Annotated in this window: 15 protein-coding genes; 11 read left to right on the top strand and 4 right to left on the bottom strand. The window is 44.2% G+C overall.

The annotated features are described in order from the left end of the window. A complete protein-coding gene (locus tag BDD26_RS00880) occupies nt 1–2,436 on the top strand; it encodes a bifunctional aspartate kinase/homoserine dehydrogenase II (protein WP_038259694.1) in 2,436 nt (811 codons plus the stop codon). Between the two features lie 171 nt (nt 2,437–2,607). Beyond that, nucleotides 2,608–5,244 carry a phosphoenolpyruvate carboxylase gene (gene ppc, locus BDD26_RS00885; RefSeq protein WP_115825315.1) on the top strand — a complete coding sequence of 879 codons (2,637 nt, stop codon included), beginning with the start codon at nt 2,608–2,610 and terminating at the stop codon, nt 5,242–5,244. A 187-nt stretch (nt 5,245–5,431) separates the two neighbouring features. Here the strand turns inward: ppc and metF are convergent, their stop codons facing one another. Continuing rightward, nucleotides 5,432–6,319 (bottom strand): methylenetetrahydrofolate reductase, encoded by an 888-nt coding sequence (gene metF / locus BDD26_RS00890; protein WP_115825316.1) that lies wholly within the window; start codon nt 6,317–6,319, stop codon nt 5,432–5,434. Between the two features lie 340 nt (nt 6,320–6,659). Here metF and BDD26_RS00895 point away from each other — a divergent pair, with 340 nt between their 5' ends. Together BDD26_RS00895 and BDD26_RS00900 are read left to right on the top strand one after the other, a co-directional pair. Next, nucleotides 6,660–7,010 (top strand): type II toxin-antitoxin system RelE/ParE family toxin, encoded by a 351-nt coding sequence (locus tag BDD26_RS00895; RefSeq protein ID WP_038259689.1) that lies wholly within the window; start codon nt 6,660–6,662, stop codon nt 7,008–7,010. A gap of 1 nt (nt 7,011) precedes the next feature. After that, on the top strand, nt 7,012–7,311 hold the full coding sequence (locus tag BDD26_RS00900) for a helix-turn-helix domain-containing protein (protein WP_038259688.1): 300 nt from the start codon (nt 7,012–7,014) through the stop codon (nt 7,309–7,311). A gap of 37 nt (nt 7,312–7,348) precedes the next feature. Here BDD26_RS00900 and argE read toward each other — a convergent pair whose 3' ends face one another. Next, nucleotides 7,349–8,506: an acetylornithine deacetylase gene (gene argE / locus BDD26_RS00905; RefSeq protein WP_038259687.1), complete on the bottom strand. Its 1,158-nt coding sequence runs from the start codon at nt 8,504–8,506 to the stop codon at nt 7,349–7,351. A gap of 129 nt (nt 8,507–8,635) precedes the next feature. On the opposite strand from argE, the gene argC reads away from it, so the two are divergent. From argC to oxyR, 5 genes are all read left to right on the top strand, one after another. Further along, complete coding sequence (gene argC, locus BDD26_RS00910; RefSeq protein WP_115825317.1) at nt 8,636–9,640, top strand: N-acetyl-gamma-glutamyl-phosphate reductase; 1,005 nt, start codon at nt 8,636–8,638, stop codon at nt 9,638–9,640. 37 nt (nt 9,641–9,677) lie between these two features. Next, nucleotides 9,678–10,451, top strand: coding sequence for an acetylglutamate kinase (gene argB / locus BDD26_RS00915; RefSeq protein ID WP_115825318.1), 774 nt, complete (start codon nt 9,678–9,680; stop codon nt 10,449–10,451). A 64-nt stretch (nt 10,452–10,515) separates the two neighbouring features. Beyond that, entirely contained in the window at nt 10,516–11,757 is a 1,242-nt protein-coding gene (locus tag BDD26_RS00920) for an argininosuccinate synthase (RefSeq protein ID WP_051502199.1), read from the top strand. 34 nt (nt 11,758–11,791) lie between these two features. Then, nucleotides 11,792–13,171: an argininosuccinate lyase gene (gene argH, locus BDD26_RS00925; protein WP_038259683.1), complete on the top strand. Its 1,380-nt coding sequence runs from the start codon at nt 11,792–11,794 to the stop codon at nt 13,169–13,171. A 186-nt stretch (nt 13,172–13,357) separates the two neighbouring features. Then, nucleotides 13,358–14,275, top strand: coding sequence for a DNA-binding transcriptional regulator OxyR (oxyR, locus tag BDD26_RS00930; protein ID WP_115825319.1), 918 nt, complete (start codon nt 13,358–13,360; stop codon nt 14,273–14,275). On the opposite strand, the gene sthA is transcribed toward oxyR, so the two are convergent. Further along, a complete protein-coding gene (gene sthA, locus BDD26_RS00935; protein WP_115825320.1) occupies nt 14,267–15,664 on the bottom strand; it encodes a Si-specific NAD(P)(+) transhydrogenase in 1,398 nt (465 codons plus the stop codon). The two genes, oxyR and sthA, sit on opposite strands and share 9 nt — an antisense overlap. Before the next feature lie 210 nt (nt 15,665–15,874). On the opposite strand from sthA, the gene fabR reads away from it, so the two are divergent. Together fabR and BDD26_RS00945 are read left to right on the top strand one after the other, a co-directional pair. After that, nucleotides 15,875–16,585 (top strand): HTH-type transcriptional repressor FabR, encoded by a 711-nt coding sequence (gene fabR / locus BDD26_RS00940; RefSeq protein ID WP_051502198.1) that lies wholly within the window; start codon nt 15,875–15,877, stop codon nt 16,583–16,585. Between the two features lie 24 nt (nt 16,586–16,609). Beyond that, on the top strand, nt 16,610–16,984 hold the full coding sequence (locus tag BDD26_RS00945; protein ID WP_038259678.1) for a YijD family membrane protein: 375 nt from the start codon (nt 16,610–16,612) through the stop codon (nt 16,982–16,984). Between the two features lie 113 nt (nt 16,985–17,097). On the opposite strand, the gene trmA is transcribed toward BDD26_RS00945, so the two are convergent. After that, nucleotides 17,098–18,198, bottom strand: a complete 1,101-nt coding sequence (gene trmA / locus BDD26_RS00950) for a tRNA (uridine(54)-C5)-methyltransferase TrmA (RefSeq protein WP_115825321.1) — start codon at nt 18,196–18,198, stop codon at nt 17,098–17,100. Nucleotides 18,199–18,285: the final 87 nt, after the last annotated feature.

An 18,285-nucleotide genomic window follows, 5' to 3' on the forward strand; every position in this document is an offset into this window, starting at 1 on the left:
ATGATTGAACTGGCAACAGCAGGGGCGGAATCTGGCCGCCAGTTACATAAATTTGGCGGCAGCAGCCTTGCAGATGTGAAATGTTATAAGCGGGTTGCGGATATTATGGCGAATTATAGCCAGCCGGGTGACTTGATGGTGGTATCAGCAGCAGGCAGTACGACTAATCAACTGATTGATTGGCTGAAATTGAGTCAGAGTGACCGTATTTCAGCTCATCAAGTTCAGCAATCCTTACGGCGCTACCAGCAAGAGTTGATCCGCGGATTATTGCCAGAAACCGTTGCTGAAACTCTGATCGCACATTTTATTGCTGATTTGGAAAGGTTGAGTGCGCTGTTGGATAAACCAATTAGTGACATTACCTATGCTGAAGTTGTTGGTCATGGCGAAATATGGTCCGCTCGCCTGATGGCCGCAGTACTTGAATCACAAGGTATTCCTAGCACCTGGCTGGATGCGCGCCAATTTCTGCGAGCAGAACGGGCAGCCCAGCCACAGGTTGATGTCAATCTTTCCCAGCCTTTGCTGAGTCAGTTATTAGTCCAGAATTCCAATAAGCGCTTAGTAGTGACAGGTTTTATTTCCAGTAATAAGAAGGGTGAAACCGTGCTATTGGGGCGCAATGGCAGTGATTATTCTGCAACACAGGTTGGTGCATTAGCTGGTGCCAGAAAAGTGACAATCTGGAGTGATGTGGCCGGGGTTTACAGTGCAGATCCGCGCAAAGTTAAGGATGCGTGTCTCCTGCCATTATTGCGTCTGGATGAGGCCAGCGAACTGGCTCGTCTGGCAGCTCCTGTACTTCATACCCGTACATTACAGCCCGTTTCCGTCAGTGATATCGATTTGCAATTACGTTGTAGTTATCAGCCTGAGCAAGGCTCTACTCGCATTGAACGAGTTTTGGCGACAGGAACAGGTGCTAAAATCGTTACCAGCCACGATGATGTTTGCCTGATTGAGTTGCACTTTTCTTCTGCCCATAACTTTAAACAAACTTATAAAGATATCGACTCGTTGTTAAAGCGTGCTCAAATCCGTCCTTTGGCGACGGGGTTGCATGCTGACTGCAATCTGATCCAGCTTTGTTATACCTCTGAAGTTGTTAATAGTGCCCTTGATGTTTTGCAGGATGCATCTTTGCCAGGAAAACTTTCCTTGCGTGAAGGATTATCATTGGTGGCTTTGGTGGGAGCAGGCGTAGGCAAAAATCCGCTACATAGCCACCGTTTTTATCAACAATTGAAAGACCAACCAGTTGAATTTATCTGGCATGCAGAAGATGACATCAGTCTGGTTGCTGTATTGCGTCTGAGCCAGACATCGCACTTGATTCAAGGATTGCATCAGAGCCTGTTCCGGGCAGAAAAACGTATTGGATTGGTTCTGTTTGGAAAAGGAAATATCGGGTCACGTTGGCTGGAATTGTTTGCTCGTGAACAGAAAAATATCTCTGCACGCAGTGATTTTGAATTTATTTTGGCGGGAATTGTCGATAGCCGCCGGAGTCTGCTGAACTATCAGGGCATTGACGCAAGTCGGGCACTGGCATTCTTTAATGATGAAGCCACCATACGTGAAGGTGATGAACTGTTTTTATGGATGCGGGCACACCCTTATGATGATTTAGTGGTGCTGGATATAACGGCAAGTGAAGAATTGGCGAGTAACTATATAGATTTTGCCAGCTATGGTTTTCATGTGATCAGCGCCAACAAAGCCGCTGGCTCATCTGACAGTAACACTTACCGCATGATCCGGGATGCTTTTGCAAAAACAGGCCGTCATTGGTTATACAATGCGACCGTTGGTGCCGGGTTACCAATTAACTATTCCGTCAGGGACTTGCGGGAAAGCGGGGATACTATCCTGTCTATCAGTGGCATTTTCTCCGGTACTTTATCGTGGTTATTCCTGCAATTTGATGGCACAGTTCCTTTCAGTGATCTGGTAGAACAAGCATGGCAACAAGGGTTGACGGAGCCTGATCCTCGTATTGATCTTTCCGGTCAGGATGTGATGCGCAAATTGGTTATCCTGGCTCGTGAAGCAGGTTATGAGATAGAGCTGGATCAGGTAAGGGTAGAATCACTTGTGCCGACAGAAGCCAGTGTTGGTTCTATTGAAGAGTTCTTCGAAAACAGTTCTGCTATTAATGAGCAGATGCTAAAACGGTTGAAAGCTGCGCGTGAAATGGGAATGGTATTGCGTTATGTTGCGCGTTTTGATGCTAAAGGTAAGGCGAAAGTCGGGGTGGAAGCTGTGCGTTTAGAACATCCTTTAGCTTCGTTATTACCGGGAGATAATGTCTTCGCCATAGAAAGCCGTTGGTATCGTGATAATCCATTGGTTATCCGTGGCCCTGGAGCCGGGCGAGATGTAACTGCCGGAGCAATCCAATCAGATCTGAACCGCTTATCACAACTCTTATAAAATACGACGCTTTCGGTCGGGATATTTCGCTTTCTGTCCCGACTAAACCTCCCAATTTGTTTGTTTCTGATATGACCAAATTGCTTGTTTTCTGGTATGAATAGTGTGTTTAGAAATAATGTGTTAGAAACAAACAAAACATGCATACAGCAACACAAGGTCAGGAATCACATGAATCAGCAATATTCCGCAATGCGCAGTAATGTCAGTATGCTTGGTAAGATACTGGGAGACACGATCAAAGAGGCTCAGGGAAAAGATATTCTTGATAAAGTTGAAACAATAAGGAAGTTATCTAAATCATCTCGTGCCGGAAACGAAGCTAATCGCCAGCAACTTTTATCAACACTACAGAATTTATCTAATGATGAATTGCTGCCAGTTGCCAGAGCGTTTAACCAGTTCCTCAATCTGGCCAACGTTGCTGAACAATATCACAGTATTTCACCGCATGGTGAAGCTGCCAGCAATCCTGTGGCATTGGCTGCATTATTTGATCGACTGAAAAGTAAAAGTTTTAATAATGATGATCTGGTTAAGGCAGTTAATGAACTTTCCATTGAGCTGGTGCTGACAGCACATCCAACAGAAATTGCCCGCCGTACTCTGATCCATAAACTGGTTGAAGTGAATGCGTGTCTGGCGCAGCTCGATCATGATGATTTAGCAGATTATGAGCGTAATAATATTACGCGTCGTTTACGTCAGCTTATTGCCCAGTCATGGCATACCGATGAAATCCGCAAAATTCGACCCACACCGATTGATGAAGCTAAATGGGGTTTTGCAGTGGTGGAGAATAGCTTGTGGGAAGGCGTTCCGGCATTTTTGCGTGAATTTAATGAGCAAGTAGAAGAATCTATTGGTTACAGTCTGCCAGCAGAAGCTGTTCCTATCCGTTTTACTTCCTGGATGGGGGGAGATCGGGATGGAAATCCTAATGTTACAGCAGAAATCACCCGCCATGTGTTGTTACTCAGTCGCTGGAAAGCGGCGGATCTGTTCCTGAAAGATATTCAGATTTTGGTATCAGAGCTTTCCATGTCGGAATGTACGCCAGAACTGCGTCAGATGGCAGGAGGTGATGAGGTTATAGAGCCTTACCGTGAAATTGCTAAGCAGTTGCGGACACAATTAAATAGTACACTGGCATATCTGGAAAAACGTCTGAAAGGTGAGCAAGTTATCCCCCCTGCGGATTTATTGCTGCATAACGAACAATTGTGGCAGCCACTCTATGCTTGTTATCAATCGCTGAAAGCCTGCGGTATGGAAATTATCGCTAACGGCCAATTACTGGATACTTTGCGCCGTATTCGTTGTTTCGGCCTGTCATTGGTGCGTATTGATATTCGTCAGGAAAGTACCCGTCATACTGATGCTATCGCAGAACTGACCCAATATCTGGAAATGGGGAATTATGCGAGTTGGTCAGAAACAGAAAAACAGGTATTTTTACTGCGTGAACTGAACTCCAAACGTCCGTTGATCCCCCATGACTGGCAACCAAGTGCCGAGACTCAGGAAGTTTTAGAAACCTGTAAAGTGATTGCAGAAACACCACAAGATGCGATTGCGGCATATGTCATTTCCATGGCAAAAATGCCTTCAGACGTGCTGGCAGTGAAGTTATTGCTGAAAGCTGCGGGCTGTCCGTTATCATTGCCTGTTGCACCATTATTCGAAACCCTTGATGACCTGAATAATGCAGAACGTGTGATCCAGCAATTGCTCCGTATCGAATGGTATCGTGAACTGATTCAGGATAAGCAAATGGTTATGATTGGTTATTCTGACTCAGCAAAAGATGCGGGAGTAATGGCTGCATCCTGGGCTCAATACCGGGCTCAGGATGCGCTTATCAGATTGTGTGAAAAAGAGGGTGTGAAGCTGACGCTGTTTCACGGACGGGGAGGTACAATCGGTCGTGGTGGTGCTCCGGCGTATTCGGCATTACTTTCTCAACCGCCGGGAAGCCTGAAAGGGGGATTGCGTGTCACGGAGCAGGGTGAGATGATCCGCTTTAAATTTGGTTTGCCGCAAGTGACGATCAGCAGTCTGGCGATGTACGCCAGTGCCATTCTGGAAGCCAATTTACTGCCGCCACCGGAACCAAAAGCTGAATGGAAACAAGTCATGAACACACTCTCTGATGTTTCCTGTGACATGTATCGTGATTACGTTCGTGAACAGCCGGAGTTTGTGCCTTATTTCCGTTCGGCGACACCTGAGCCGGAACTGGCGAAATTACCATTAGGCTCGCGCCCGGCTAAACGTCGTCCTACAGGCGGTGTTGAAAGCCTGCGGGCAATCCCGTGGATCTTCGCGTGGACACAAAACCGTCTGATGCTTCCGGCATGGTTGGGGGCGGGGGCAGCACTGCAACACGTAATAGATGCGGGAAAACAGGATATTTTGTCAGAAATGTCCCGTGATTGGCCTTTCTTCACTACTCGTATTGCGATGTTGGAAATGGTTTTTGCCAAAGCGGATTTATGGCTGGCGGAATATTATGATCAACGTTTGGTTGATAAAAAACTGTGGCCACTGGGGAATAAACTTCGCAATCAACTTGTAGCGGATATAGAAACGGTTCTGATGATCTCACAAGATGAGCAGTTGATGGCAGATTTGCCGTGGATAGCCGAATCTATCGCATTGCGTAATGTATATACCGACCCATTGAACGTCCTACAGGCAGAATTATTACAACGCTCCCGTCAGCAGGAACAACCCGACCCTCGTGTGGAACAGGCGCTGATGGTAACAATCGCAGGCGTTGCCGCAGGAATGCGTAATACAGGTTAGCTTTTCTCTTACTGAATAATGAAGGCCGAATGGGAAACTGTTCGGTTTTTTATTTATTGGTAAAAAGAAAACGAGGTAAAAACATACAATTTTTTTCTCTTAAGATGATGAGTTGAGTAACGATAATGAATTGAATACAATCATGCCGAACTACCATCTAGTCCGGCTTTTCTTTTGGGAGAAAGAATCAACAAGGACGAACACCTAACGTATGGCAAATGGCGTAACTCAATTCCGCGCGATTCAGTGTATAAAAATGAAAATCCTTCACTCCTTCACGACTCAGAATTTTCACCATATCCATCGCAATAGACGCGCCAACTAAATTGCGGCTTTCAGGATCATCATCCAAACCCTCAAACATTCTGGTCATCCAGCTTGGAATGCGAACATTAGTGATAGCAGCAAATCGCTGTAACTGACGGAAATTCGAGACAGGCAAAATCCCAGGTACAATTTCCACATCAATTCCTGTCGATACACAGCGATCACGAAAACGCAGATAACTTTCCACATCAAAAAAGAACTGGGTGATAGCGCGATTTGCTCCAGCATCAATTTTTCTTTTCAGGTTAATGAGGTCAGACTGTGCACTTTTTGCCTCTGGATGCACTTCCGGATAAGCCGCGACCGAAATATCAAAATCTGCCTCACTCTTTAAAAGTTCTACTAAATCAGTGCCATACATTTCCGGTTTACAGCTACCATCGGGTAAATCACCACGCAGGGCCACAATATGACGAATACCGTTTTTCCAGTAATCGCGAGCGATATCACGTAATTCTTCACGGCTGGCATCAATGCAAGTTAAATGCGGAGCTGCATCAAGACCAGTTTTGTCCTTGATTCCTTTAATAATGCTATGGGTGCGGTTACGTTCGCCGGAATTGGCACCGTAAGTCACGGAAACAAAATTAGGTTTCAGTTTGCTTAGTCGGTCAATGGATTTCCATAGAGTTTGTTCCATTTCAGTGGTTCTGGGGGGAAAGAATTCAAAGGAAACACGGATCTGGCCTTCAAGTTCAGCCAGATTCTGATTTAGTGCCTCTTGATGATTTGCATGAAAAAAACTCATATCCTGCGCCCTCCTGAACAAACGGAACCTATATCCGTCTACGTTTAGATGTTTAAGTGTTTATATGTCTATCCATTTAGATGTCCAAATAGAATGAGCGAAGCAGGATTTTTAGTCAATTGGGAAATGGCTTATTTCCGATGAGGAATATTCAAAGTGATCAGGAAAGAAATTCATGTTGGAAGAACGAGTTTATGAAAAATGCGTTGCCCCTATTAACGAACATGGATTGTTTTTTGTACAAAATGGTTGAGTTTTATAGACTATAGTCTATGATATTTTTGTAGGCTACAGTCTATGGTTAACCTTGGAAATTATAACTGTATAGGGAGAGCAGAATGTGTGGGAGCTAATAACAACAGAATTGTTTGACCAGTGGTTTGATGAACAACCTGATGAATTGCAGGAAAGTGTTTTGGCAGTAATGCATGTGTTAGAACTAAAAGGACCGATACTGGGCCGACCATTGGTTGATACACTGAATGGTTCCCGGTATCCGAATATGAAAGAGCTACGAATCCAACATAATGGAATGCCAATTCGTGCTTTTTTCGCATTTGATCCAAAACGTCAGGCAATTATTCTTTGTGCAGGTAATAAAGCAGGGAAAAATCAACGATTGTTCTATAAAGAGATGATTGAGATTGCTGATGAACAATTCAGAATTCATCTAGAGGATCTGGAGAGATGATATGGCTACATTAAAAGAACTGATGGAAAAGCGCAGCCCCGAAAGCCAAGAGAGAATTAAAGAAAAAGCAGCAGAATTGCTGCTTGAAACACAACTTTACCAAATTCGTGAAGCGTTAGAGCTTTCACAAACTCAGGTCGCAAAAAATTTAGGTATTGCACAATCATCAGTTGCTGCGATCGAGCAACGGGGAAATGAATTAAAAATTTCCACACTTAAAAAATACATTGAGTCTATGGGGGGAGAAATGACCCTTGGTGTTAAATTACCCAATGGTAATTCAATGAATTTTTCTATTTAAAATAAGTGGGACCGTGGTCCCACTCAGAGAATAGGTTTTAAATCTCACTCAAACAAAAATGTTCCACAATCTGAGAAATCAATTTCTTCGTTGGTTCAATCATCGACACTTCTAAATACTCATCAGGCTGATGAGCCTGTTCAATTGAACCCGGTCCCAAAACCAATGTTGGGCATAGCTCCTGAATAAAAGGGGCTTCGGTACAGTAATTGACGGTTTCTGCTTTTGTTCCCAGCAGTTTTTCGATGACACCCACCAGCTTGTGATTAGTCGGACACTCATAACCCGGAATGGGAGAATGAGGCGCTGTAACATTCAGGCGTCCCGGCCAGCGCTGTTTTACAGGCTCCAGTGCCTCATTCAGTGCTTCATTCAAATCCTGCAAAGTGAGTCCGGGGAGCGGGCGGATTTCCATATGCAGTTCGCAACAGGCACAGATACGGTTTACCGCATCTCCACCGTGGATATAGCCAAAATTCATTGTGGGATAGGGAATAGCGAAAGCCGGATTGTGGTAACGCTCCTGCAAGGTATTGCGTAGCTTCATCAACTGAGTGATGGATTCGTGCATCAAGTCAATGGCATTGACGCCTCGGGCAGGATCGCTTGAGTGTCCGGATTTACCTTCAATGCGGATAGCGTGGGCAACATGCCCTTTGTGGGCACGGATAGGTTGTAATGACGTAGGTTCGCCAATGATGGCAAAATCAGGCCGGATAGTAGAATTGGCCGCAAAATAGCGTGCTCCCGCCATTGATGTTTCTTCATCTGCGGTAGCCAGAATATAAAGAGGATGAGATAGTTTGCTGGTGTCGATATTCCGCAATGCATCAATAATAAAGGCAAAGAAGCCTTTCATATCAGCAGTGCCCAGTCCATATAATTTGCCGTCGCGTTCGCTCAGTGTGAATGGATCCTGGGTCCAGCGCCCGTCGTCAAATGGCACGGTATCTGTGTGACCACATAATAGTAAACCTCCAGTACCGCTTCCCAATGTTGCCAGCATATTGAATTTGCGGCGGGTTTCCGGAACAGGCTGGATCTCAATTTCAAAACCAATCTCTTTCAGCCAATCAGCCAGTAGATTGATAACCACTTCATTGCTTTGATCCAATTCTTCATCCACTGCACTGATAGAAGGCGCAGCAATAAGCTGGTGATATAACTCAATAAATGTTGGTAATTTAATATTCACTGTTGACAGCCCTTATTCAAGATAGTATCAATATTAATGCAATATTTTTGAATATAAATTCAATTGTATATTTGGGTTACTACATTGGGTTAATACATACATCGGGTTAATACAAGGTGAATAAATCCCATGCTTAATACGTTGATAGTTGGTGCCAGTGGCTATACCGGAGCAGAGTTAGCAGCATATCTGCAACGTCATCCTCATGTCCATCTTTCCGGTCTGATGGTTTCTTCTCAAAGTGCTGATGCAGAGAAATGTTTTTCAGAGCTTTATCCACAATATAAAGGGATCGTGGATTTACCCTTACAGCCACTGATGGATGTTGCTGAAGCTGCGGATGGTATTGATGCCGTTTTTCTTGCTACGGCTCACGAAGTCAGCCATGACATTGCACCGATATTTTTGCAAGCGGGTTGTATCGTATTTGATTTATCTGGTGCTTATCGCGTACAAAATACACAGTTTTATTCAAAATACTATGGATTTGAGCATAAAAATACCAACTGGCTTGAGCAGGCAGTATATGGATTGGTGGAATGGCAGGCGGAAGAAATCAAGGCTGCCCGGCTTATCGCGGTTCCCGGCTGTTATCCCACGGTTTCACAGCTTTCTCTGAAGCCTTTGTTGGAAGAAGGTTTGCTGGATACAGAACAGTGGCCTGTGATTAATGCTGTCAGTGGCGTAAGTGGTGCTGGGCGTAAAGCTTCATTGAATAATAGTTTCTGTGAAGTCAGTTTACAGACTTATGGGGTTTTTAATCACCGTCATCAACCTGAAATCGCGACACATTTAGGTACAGAGGTAATCTTCACACCTCATTTAGGCAATTTTGCGCGGGGGATCCTTGCCACAATTACCTGTAAGCTGAAATCAGGCGTGACAGAGGAACAAATCAGGCAGGTATATCGGCAGGCTTATCACAATAAGCCACTGATCCGGTTATATGAAAAAGGCTTCCCTGCGTTGAAAGCAGTTGTGGGATTGCCATTCTGTGATATTGGTTTTGCTGTACAAGGGCAGCACCTGATTATTGTTGGGGCTGAGGACAATTTGCTGAAAGGTGCAGCATCACAGGCTGTTCAGTGTATGAATATCCGGTTCGGATTCGAAGAAACTCAGGCATTGCTTTAATTCAACAATCATTTAATACCGACAGAGGATAAATCTGATGGAGCCGTTAGTTATCAAGTTGGGTGGTGTGTTATTAGATAGTCACGAAGCGCTGGTGCGGTTATTTTCTACATTACAGTCATATCGAAAAACGCATAAGCGCCCACTGGTAATTGTACACGGAGGGGGTTGCTTGGTTGATGACCTGATGCAGAAATTACAGTTACCGATTATGAAGAAACAAGGTCTGCGTGTAACGCCAGCTGATCAGATCGACATTATTACCGGGACACTGGCAGGTACAGCCAATAAAACTTTGCTCGCCTGGGCGACAAAGTACCGTTTGCCTGCTGTTGGCTTGTGTTTAGGGGATGGCGGTGTTGTGAAAGTTTCTCAGCTTGATGAGGAGCTTGGTCACACTGGCAGAGCTTATCCCGGTAATCCGGATTTACTGAAAATTTTACTGGATCTCGGCTACATCCCTATTATCAGTTCCATTGGTATTACTGAAAAGGGCGAGTTAATGAATGTCAATGCAGATCAGGCTGCTACAGCTATTGCGCAGGTATTGCATGCGGATCTGGTTTTGTTGTCGGATGTCAGTGGCATTCTGGATGGAAAGGGACAAAGAATTGCTGAAGTTACGGAAGAAAAAATAAAGCAGCTTATTGAGCAAGGAGTCATTACCAACGGCATGATTGTGAAAGTTCATGCAGCATTGGAAGCCGCAAAAACATTAGGGCATCCGGTAGATATTGCAAGTTGGCGTTATGCTGACCAACTGATCGCACTATTTAATGGTATACCCGTTGGCACTCGCATTCTGGCATAACAAGATAGAACAGATTTGGTTTAGCGTTCAACTGAGATAAATAAAAAAGTAAAAGGCTATATCTATGACAATTACCTCAACGACTGTTACCTCAAAGAAAGACAGTATTAAAAAAATTGTTCTGGCATATTCTGGTGGTTTGGATACCTCTGCCATCATTCCGTGGTTAAAAGAAAACTATGGCAATTGTGAAGTTATCGCATTTGTTGCGGATGTTGGCCAGAGTCGTGAAGACTTGGATGGTATAGAACAAAAAGCGTTACGTTCTGGCGCTTCGGAATGTCATATCGTCGATCTACGTGAAGAATTCATCAAAGAGTATGTTTATCCGGTGCTGAAAACGGGGGCATTGTACGAAGGCAGTTATTTGCTCGGCACTTCAATGGCACGTCCCATTATCGCCAAAGCACAGGTTGAATTAGCACTGAAAGTGGGAGCTGATGCTGTTGCTCATGGTGCAACAGGCAAAGGTAATGATCAGGTTCGTTTTGAGAGTACTTATACCGCGTTGGCTCCACACCTGAAAGTAGTTGCTCCGTGGCGGGAATGGGATTTGCGTTCCCGTGAAGCTTTACTGGATTATCTGAAAGTTCGTGATATTCCCACAACCGCAACACTGGAAAAAATCTACAGTCGTGATGAAAACGCATGGCACATCTCGACCGAAGGCGGAGTATTGGAAGACACGTGGAATGCGGCCAATAAAGATTGTTGGGTATGGACTGTGGAGCCAGAAGATGCACCTGATGAACCGGAATATGTCTCTGTCACGGTTGAAAAAGGGGAAGTGGTTGGAGTGAATGGTAAGGTATTGTCGCCATATCAATGCCTTAATGAGTTGAATACACTGGGGGCTAAACACGGTATCGGCCGGATCGATATTGTGGAAAACCGTTTGGTGGGAATGAAATCCCGTGGTTGCTACGAAACTCCGGGAGGAACCATCATGATGGCTGCACTGCGTGGTATTGAACAGCTAGTGTTGGATCGCGATAGTTTCAAATGGCGTCAGCAATTGGGGCTTGAGATGTCCTATGTTGTCTATGATGGTCGTTGGTTTGTACCATTGCGCCAGTCCATTCAGGCTGCGGCGGAAACACTTGCTGAGAATGTCAGTGGTGAAGTGATCTTGACGCTGTATAAAGGGCAGGTAACAGCAATACAGAAACAATCGCCTCATAGCCTCTATTCTGAAGAGTTCGCCACCTTCGGAGAAGATGAAGTTTATGATCATAGGCATGCGGAAGGGTTTATTCGCCTCCATTCGCTTTCTTCCCGTATCCGTGCGTTGAACAGCAAAAAATAATTTCCGGGCAATCAGAGAAAAGAGGTACGCAATTATGGCACTTTGGGGTGGACGTTTCAGTCAGGAAGCCGATCAGCGGTTCAAGCAATTTAATGATTCTCTGCGTTTTGACTATCGCTTGGCGGAGCAGGATATTATCGGCTCCGTTGCGTGGTCAAAGGCGTTGGTTACAGTCGGTGTTTTGACGCCAGAAGAACAACAAAAGCTGGATTTGGCGCTGAATGAGTTACTGGATGAAGTACGGGCCAACCCCAAGGCTATTTTGCAAAGTGATGCGGAGGATATTCATAGCTGGGTGGAAGGGCAACTAATTGCAAAAGTGGGGGATCTGGGCAAAAAACTGCACACAGGACGCAGCCGTAACGATCAGGTTGCTACAGATCTGAAATTATGGTGTAAAAGTCAGATAGCGGATATTCAGCAAGCGCTTATAAAGTTACAACAAGCGCTGGTGATTACCGCTGAAAGTAATCAGGATGCAGTAATGCCGGGTTATACCCATTTGCAACGGGCGCAACCAGTTACTTTCGCCCATTGGTGTCTTGCTTATGCAGAAATGCTTAGTCGTGATGAAACTCGTTTGCAAGATACTCTTAAACGGTTGGATGTCAGCCCATTGGGATGCGGTGCGCTGGCAGGAACGGCGTACGATATTGATCGGGAGCAATTGGCGTCATGGCTTGGTTTTGCTTCAGCAACCCGCAATAGTTTGGATAGTGTTTCAGATCGTGACCATGTTCTGGAACTGCTATCCGATGCCAGTATCAGCATGATCCATCTTTCACGTTTTGCTGAAGACCTGATTTTCTTCAACAGTGGAGAAGCAGGCTTTATAGAATTGTCGGATCGGGTAACTTCCGGCTCATCCCTGATGCCCCAAAAGAAGAATCCTGATGCACTGGAATTGATCCGTGGTAAATGTGGTCGGGTACAAGGTGCATTAACAAGTATGATGATGACGCTGAAAGGTCTTCCCCTTGCTTATAACAAAGACATGCAGGAAGACAAAGAGGGCCTGTTTGATGCATTAGATACATGGCGGGATTGCCTGCATATGGCAGTGTTGGTATTAGATGGCATCCAGATAAAGCGTGATCGTTGCAAGGAAGCTGCACAACAGGGCTATGCCAATGCTACTGAACTGGCAGATTATCTGGTGGCAAAAGATGTTCCATTCCGTGAAGCCCATCACATTGTTGGTGAGGCAGTGATTGCTGCAATAAAGAAAGGTAAGGCGTTGGAAGAACTGTCATTATCTGAACTGCAACAATTCAGTGAAACTATTTCGATAGATGTATATGACATTTTATCGTTACAGTCTTGTCTGGATAAACGTTTGGCAAAAGGTGGCGTAGCACAGAAACAGGTGAAATTAGCTATTGCTGAGGCGAAGCAGAGGTTGCATATCAATTAATTTTCTCTGACTGGGCAGCCTGTTTATTATGACAGGCTGGTTTGCTGCTCCGTTGTAATAACTTTTGTTTTTTTATTTTTCAATAAAAAACACCAGAGTTCACAAGCATTTGATAGTTCTATTACCTCGTGCATATAATGTCTTACTAAACAATTCTATCATTGATATAAGACAATGAGGTTGGGAATGAATATCCGCGATCTGGAATATCTTGTGGCTCTTGCTGAGTGTCGGCATTTCCGGCGAGCCGCTGATTCTTGCCATGTTAGTCAACCAACACTCAGTGGGCAGATACGTAAACTTGAAGATGAATTGGGTGTGATGCTGTTGGAACGCACAAGCCGTAAAGTTCTGTTTACACAACAAGGTATGTTGCTGGTGGAGCAAGCCAAGACGGTATTACGGGAAGTAAAGGTCTTACAGGAAATGGCTGCCCTGCAAGGTGAAAGCATGTCTGGGCCACTGCATATTGGTCTTATTCCTACAATCGGCCCTTATCTCCTGCCACTGATTATTCCTGAGTTGCATAAATTATTTCCCAAACTGGAAATGTATCTACATGAAGCTCAAACTCAGAATTTGTTGGCGCAACTTGATAGTGGAAAACTTGACTGTGCTATTTTGGCTTCGTTGAGAGAAACAGAATCATTCATCGAATTGCCACTCTTTGAGGAATCAATGAAACTTGCAGTCTATGAAGAGCATAAATGGGCTAACCGGACTGAGGTCAAAATGGGAGATCTTGCAGGGGAAAAATTATTGATGCTGGAAGATGGTCACTGCCTGCGTGATCAAGCAATGGGGTTTTGCTTTCAGGCTGGAGCCAAAGAAGATACTCATTTCAGGGCAACCAGTTTGGAAACCTTGCGTAATATGGTTGCGGCGGGAAGTGGCATCACTTTATTACCCGCTCTGTCTGTTCCTAAAGAGAGAAAACGGGATGGTGTTTGTTATCTGGAGTGCCACAAACCCGTACCTGAGCGTTCTATCATTTTGGTTTATCGTCCTGGCTCACCTCTGCGTGGTCGCTATGAGCAATTGGCAGAGGCGATTCGGGTCAGAATGGGAAATTATTTTGAAGTCAACGGAACAGCATCAAAATAATCGGTTTAGCCCATTGAGAGCTGCAACACGGTATGCTTCAGCCATAGTGGGATAGTTGAAGGTAGTATTAACGAAATATTCGATATTATTGCCTTCACCTTTTTGCTCCATAATTGCTTGGCCAATATGGATAATCTCTGCGGCTCGTTCGCCAAAACAGTGAATACCCAGTATCTGTTTTGTCTCGCGGTGGAATAGTATCTTGATACTACCTACATTCATTCCTGCAATTTGTGCTCTGGCCAGATGTTTGAATTGGGCTCGTCCGACTTCATACGGGATTTTCATCGCCGTCAATTGCTGCTCAGTTTTACCCACCGAACTAATTTCCGGTATGGTGTAGATGCCTGTTGGGATATCTTCCACCAGATGCATTTCAGCATCTCCGGTCATGATGGCTTTTGCTGCAATACGCCCTTGATCGTAGGCAGCGGAAGCGAGACTTGGATAACCAATCACGTCACCAACCGCATAAATATTCTCATTGCTGGTTTGGTAGACCCGATTCACTTTCAATAAACCACGGTTATCTGTTTCCAGCCCGATATTTTCCAATCCGAGTTTGTCTGTATTACCTGTTCGGCCATTGGCATACAGTAAACAGTCTGCTTTAACTTTTTTCCCTGATTTCAGATGGATAATCACGCCATCATCAAGACCTTCGATCTTTTCATATTCTTCATTATGACGAATGACAACACCGCTATTCCAGAAATGGTAAGACAAAGCGTCAGACATCTCTTGATCGAGAAATGACAGCAGATAATCACGGGTGTTGATCAAATCTACCTTAACGCCTAATCCACGGAAGATAGAAGCATATTCACAGCCAATCACGCCTGCACCATAAATAATAACGTGACGTGGTTCATGCTCCAGTTGCAGAATAGTATCGCTGTTATAAATACGAGAGTGAGTAAAATCGACATCGGGTGGACAGTAAGGTCGGGAGCCTGTGGCAATAACTATTTTGTCTGCGCTTAATATGTCAACACTATCATCGGCATAACGTACACTGACATGGTGTTCATCAATGAAAGTTGCTTCACCTGCAAACATCCGGCACCGATTACGTTCATAAAACCCCTGCCGCATTTTAGTCTGCTGATTAATGACAACTTCTGCATGACGTAAAATTTCTGAAAATGAGGAGCGGAGAATGCGGGAATTATCACTATAGAGGGGATTTTGATTAAATTCGATAATACGACTGACAGCATGACGTAAGGCTTTTGATGGGATAGTGCCCCAATGGGTACAGCCACCGCCGATATTATTATAACGTTCTATAACTGCAACGTTTTTTCCTTGTTTTGCCAATCCCATTGTTGCTCCTTCTCCACCGGGTCCGGAGCCAATTACAATGGCATCAAAATGAGTATATTGCATAGAGGAAAGACCTATTTTTACACAAAATAACAACTCTATATTAACATTACTTGGCATAATAACCTAATGAGCATATGGCTTTTATTTTCTGAATAAGGAATAAAACAGGGAAATATGGGTTAATATCTTTAAGAGAACAATCACAGCAAATACAGCAGAATCTGATATATTTGCTCCATAATATAGTCGAGCAGATATATCAGGATTGTTGTGAATAATGTAACTGGCGTCAGAGCGAAACAGAAAGAGAAAACCCGTCGTTCCCTGATTGAGGCTGCATTTAGCCAACTAAGTGCTGAGCGTAGTTTCACCAGTCTGAGTTTGCGGGAAGTGGCGCGAGAGGCGGGGATTGCACCGACTTCATTTTACCGTCATTTCCGTGATGTAGATGAATTGGGGCTGACCATGGTGGATGAAAGCGGGTTAATGCTGCGTCAGCTAATGCGTCAGGCACGTCAGCGTATCGAAAAGGGTGGTAGTGTCATCCGCACCTCTGTTTCAACCTTTATGGAGTTCATTGGTAATAATCCTAACGCATTCCGGTTATTACTGCGTGAACGTTCCGGAACATCAGCTGAGTTTCGTGCTGCTGTCGCACGGGAAATCCAACATTTTATTGCAGAGCTGGCAGACTATCTTGAACAGGCCAGTCATATGCCGCGTCATTTTACCGAAATACAAGCAGAAGCGATGGTAACAATTGTGTTCAGTGCTGGTGCAGAAGCGCTGGATATTGATGAAAAGAAAAGACGTCGTCTCGAAGAACGTTTGGTATTACAACTCCGTATGATTTCCAAAGGCGCTTTTTATTGGTATCGGCGAGAACAAGAAAAAACGGCTAATTCAAAAAGTACTGCCCTAAAAACCGCTGTCTCTAAAACAACTGTCTCTAAAACAACAACAGCCCCTAAAACCTCTTAAATAGTCTGAAAGGAGAAGAATACGATGGAACAATACCGCCAAGATAAAAGCACAATGTTGCTGGCTCTTATCGTTGGACTGGCAACACACGGAACTTTCTCGGCATTTTTTAATTCACTGGTGCCTTTTTCAATCTTCCCGATTATCTCATTAGCCTTATCTCTGTATTGTCTCCATCAACGTTATTTGACCTATCCAATGGCAGAGGGATTACCAAAACTGGCTATCGGCTGTTTCTTCCTGGGGATTCTTGCTTATAACGCCATCATTCGGGTTAAGCACCCGGAAATTGGCTCTAATTTCTTATCTGTTGTGATTGGAACTGCATTGGTATTTTGGATTTACAGAAAGGTGAAAGTGCGCAGACAGCAGGCTATGCTTTCAGAAAAGCAAAACTAATGACTTTTTGATAATGATTTCATGAAAACGCCATTAAGGATTGATTATGGCGTTTTCTGCTTTCTGGTCTGGAAAGATTCAGTAACGTGAAAGGCGTGTTATAAACGAACTGATTAATCGCGTCTTTCCAGTAATACACCACATTCCATATGGTGGGTATATGGAAATTGATCAAAAAGCGCCAGCTTGCTGACTTTATGAGTTTGCGTCAACGTTTCTAAATTCTGGCAGAGAGTTTCTGGGTTACAGGAAATATACAGAATACGTGGATACCCCTGTACCATTTTGACAGTTTCTTCATCCAAGCCGCTGCGAGGCGGATCCACAAAAATAGTTTCACATTGGTAGCTCTTCAGGTTAATTCCCTGAAGACGGTTGAATTCCCGTTCTCCATTCATTGCCTGAGTAAATTCTTCCGCTGACATACGGATAATCTGCACATTATTAATTTGATTTGCTTCGATATTAAATTGCGCAGCAGCAACGGAAGGTTTGGCAATTTCTGTTGCCAGCACGCGCTCAAAATTTTGAGCTAATGCCAGAGAAAAGTTGCCGTTACCGCAATATAGTTCAAGCAGATCGCCTTTGGCATCTTTGGTAATATTTATCGCCCATTCCAGCATATGAATATTGATACTGGCATTTGGCTGAGTGAAACTATTTTCAACCTGACGATAAATTATTGTCTTACCTGCAACGGGTAACTCTTCATCTATATAATCATGATCGAGTGTAATTTTGGTTTTTGATGCTCGACCAATAAGTTGGACATCAAAGCCCTCTGTTTTTAACTGATTGCGTAAAGAGATTGCATGCTCGCGCCATTCATCCCCCAGTTTTTTGTGGTAAAGCAGAGAAACAATGATTTTGTTGCTACGAGTAGAAAGATAATCCACCTGAAACAGTTTATGACGCAATATCGGGTTGTTTTTTACACCAGCAATGATTGCCTGCATCATGCTATTAATCAGTTGGTTGGCAACTGGAAATTGGTCAACACGGATACGCTGTTTCGTCTGTTGATCAAACATAACGTGATAGAGGTCGTCTTCCTCATGCCAGATACGGAATTCTGCTCGCATCCTGTAGTGAGATGCGGGGGAACGGAAAACTTCAGGCTCAGGTGCGCTAAAGGGGGTTATCATCCCTTTCAGGCGACAGACCTTCTCCATTAATTGATTTTCATAATCTTCCGTTGGCAAGACATTCTGCATTATCTGGTTCTCGTATAATCACGTTAAGAAAAATTTCCGGGCGGCGTTTATTTTCGGCAAGGCATTGTAGGGAAAGTACAAAGGATG

The organism is Xenorhabdus cabanillasii, assembly GCF_003386665.1.
GTDB classification, from domain to species: Bacteria; Pseudomonadota; Gammaproteobacteria; order Enterobacterales; family Enterobacteriaceae; genus Xenorhabdus; species Xenorhabdus cabanillasii.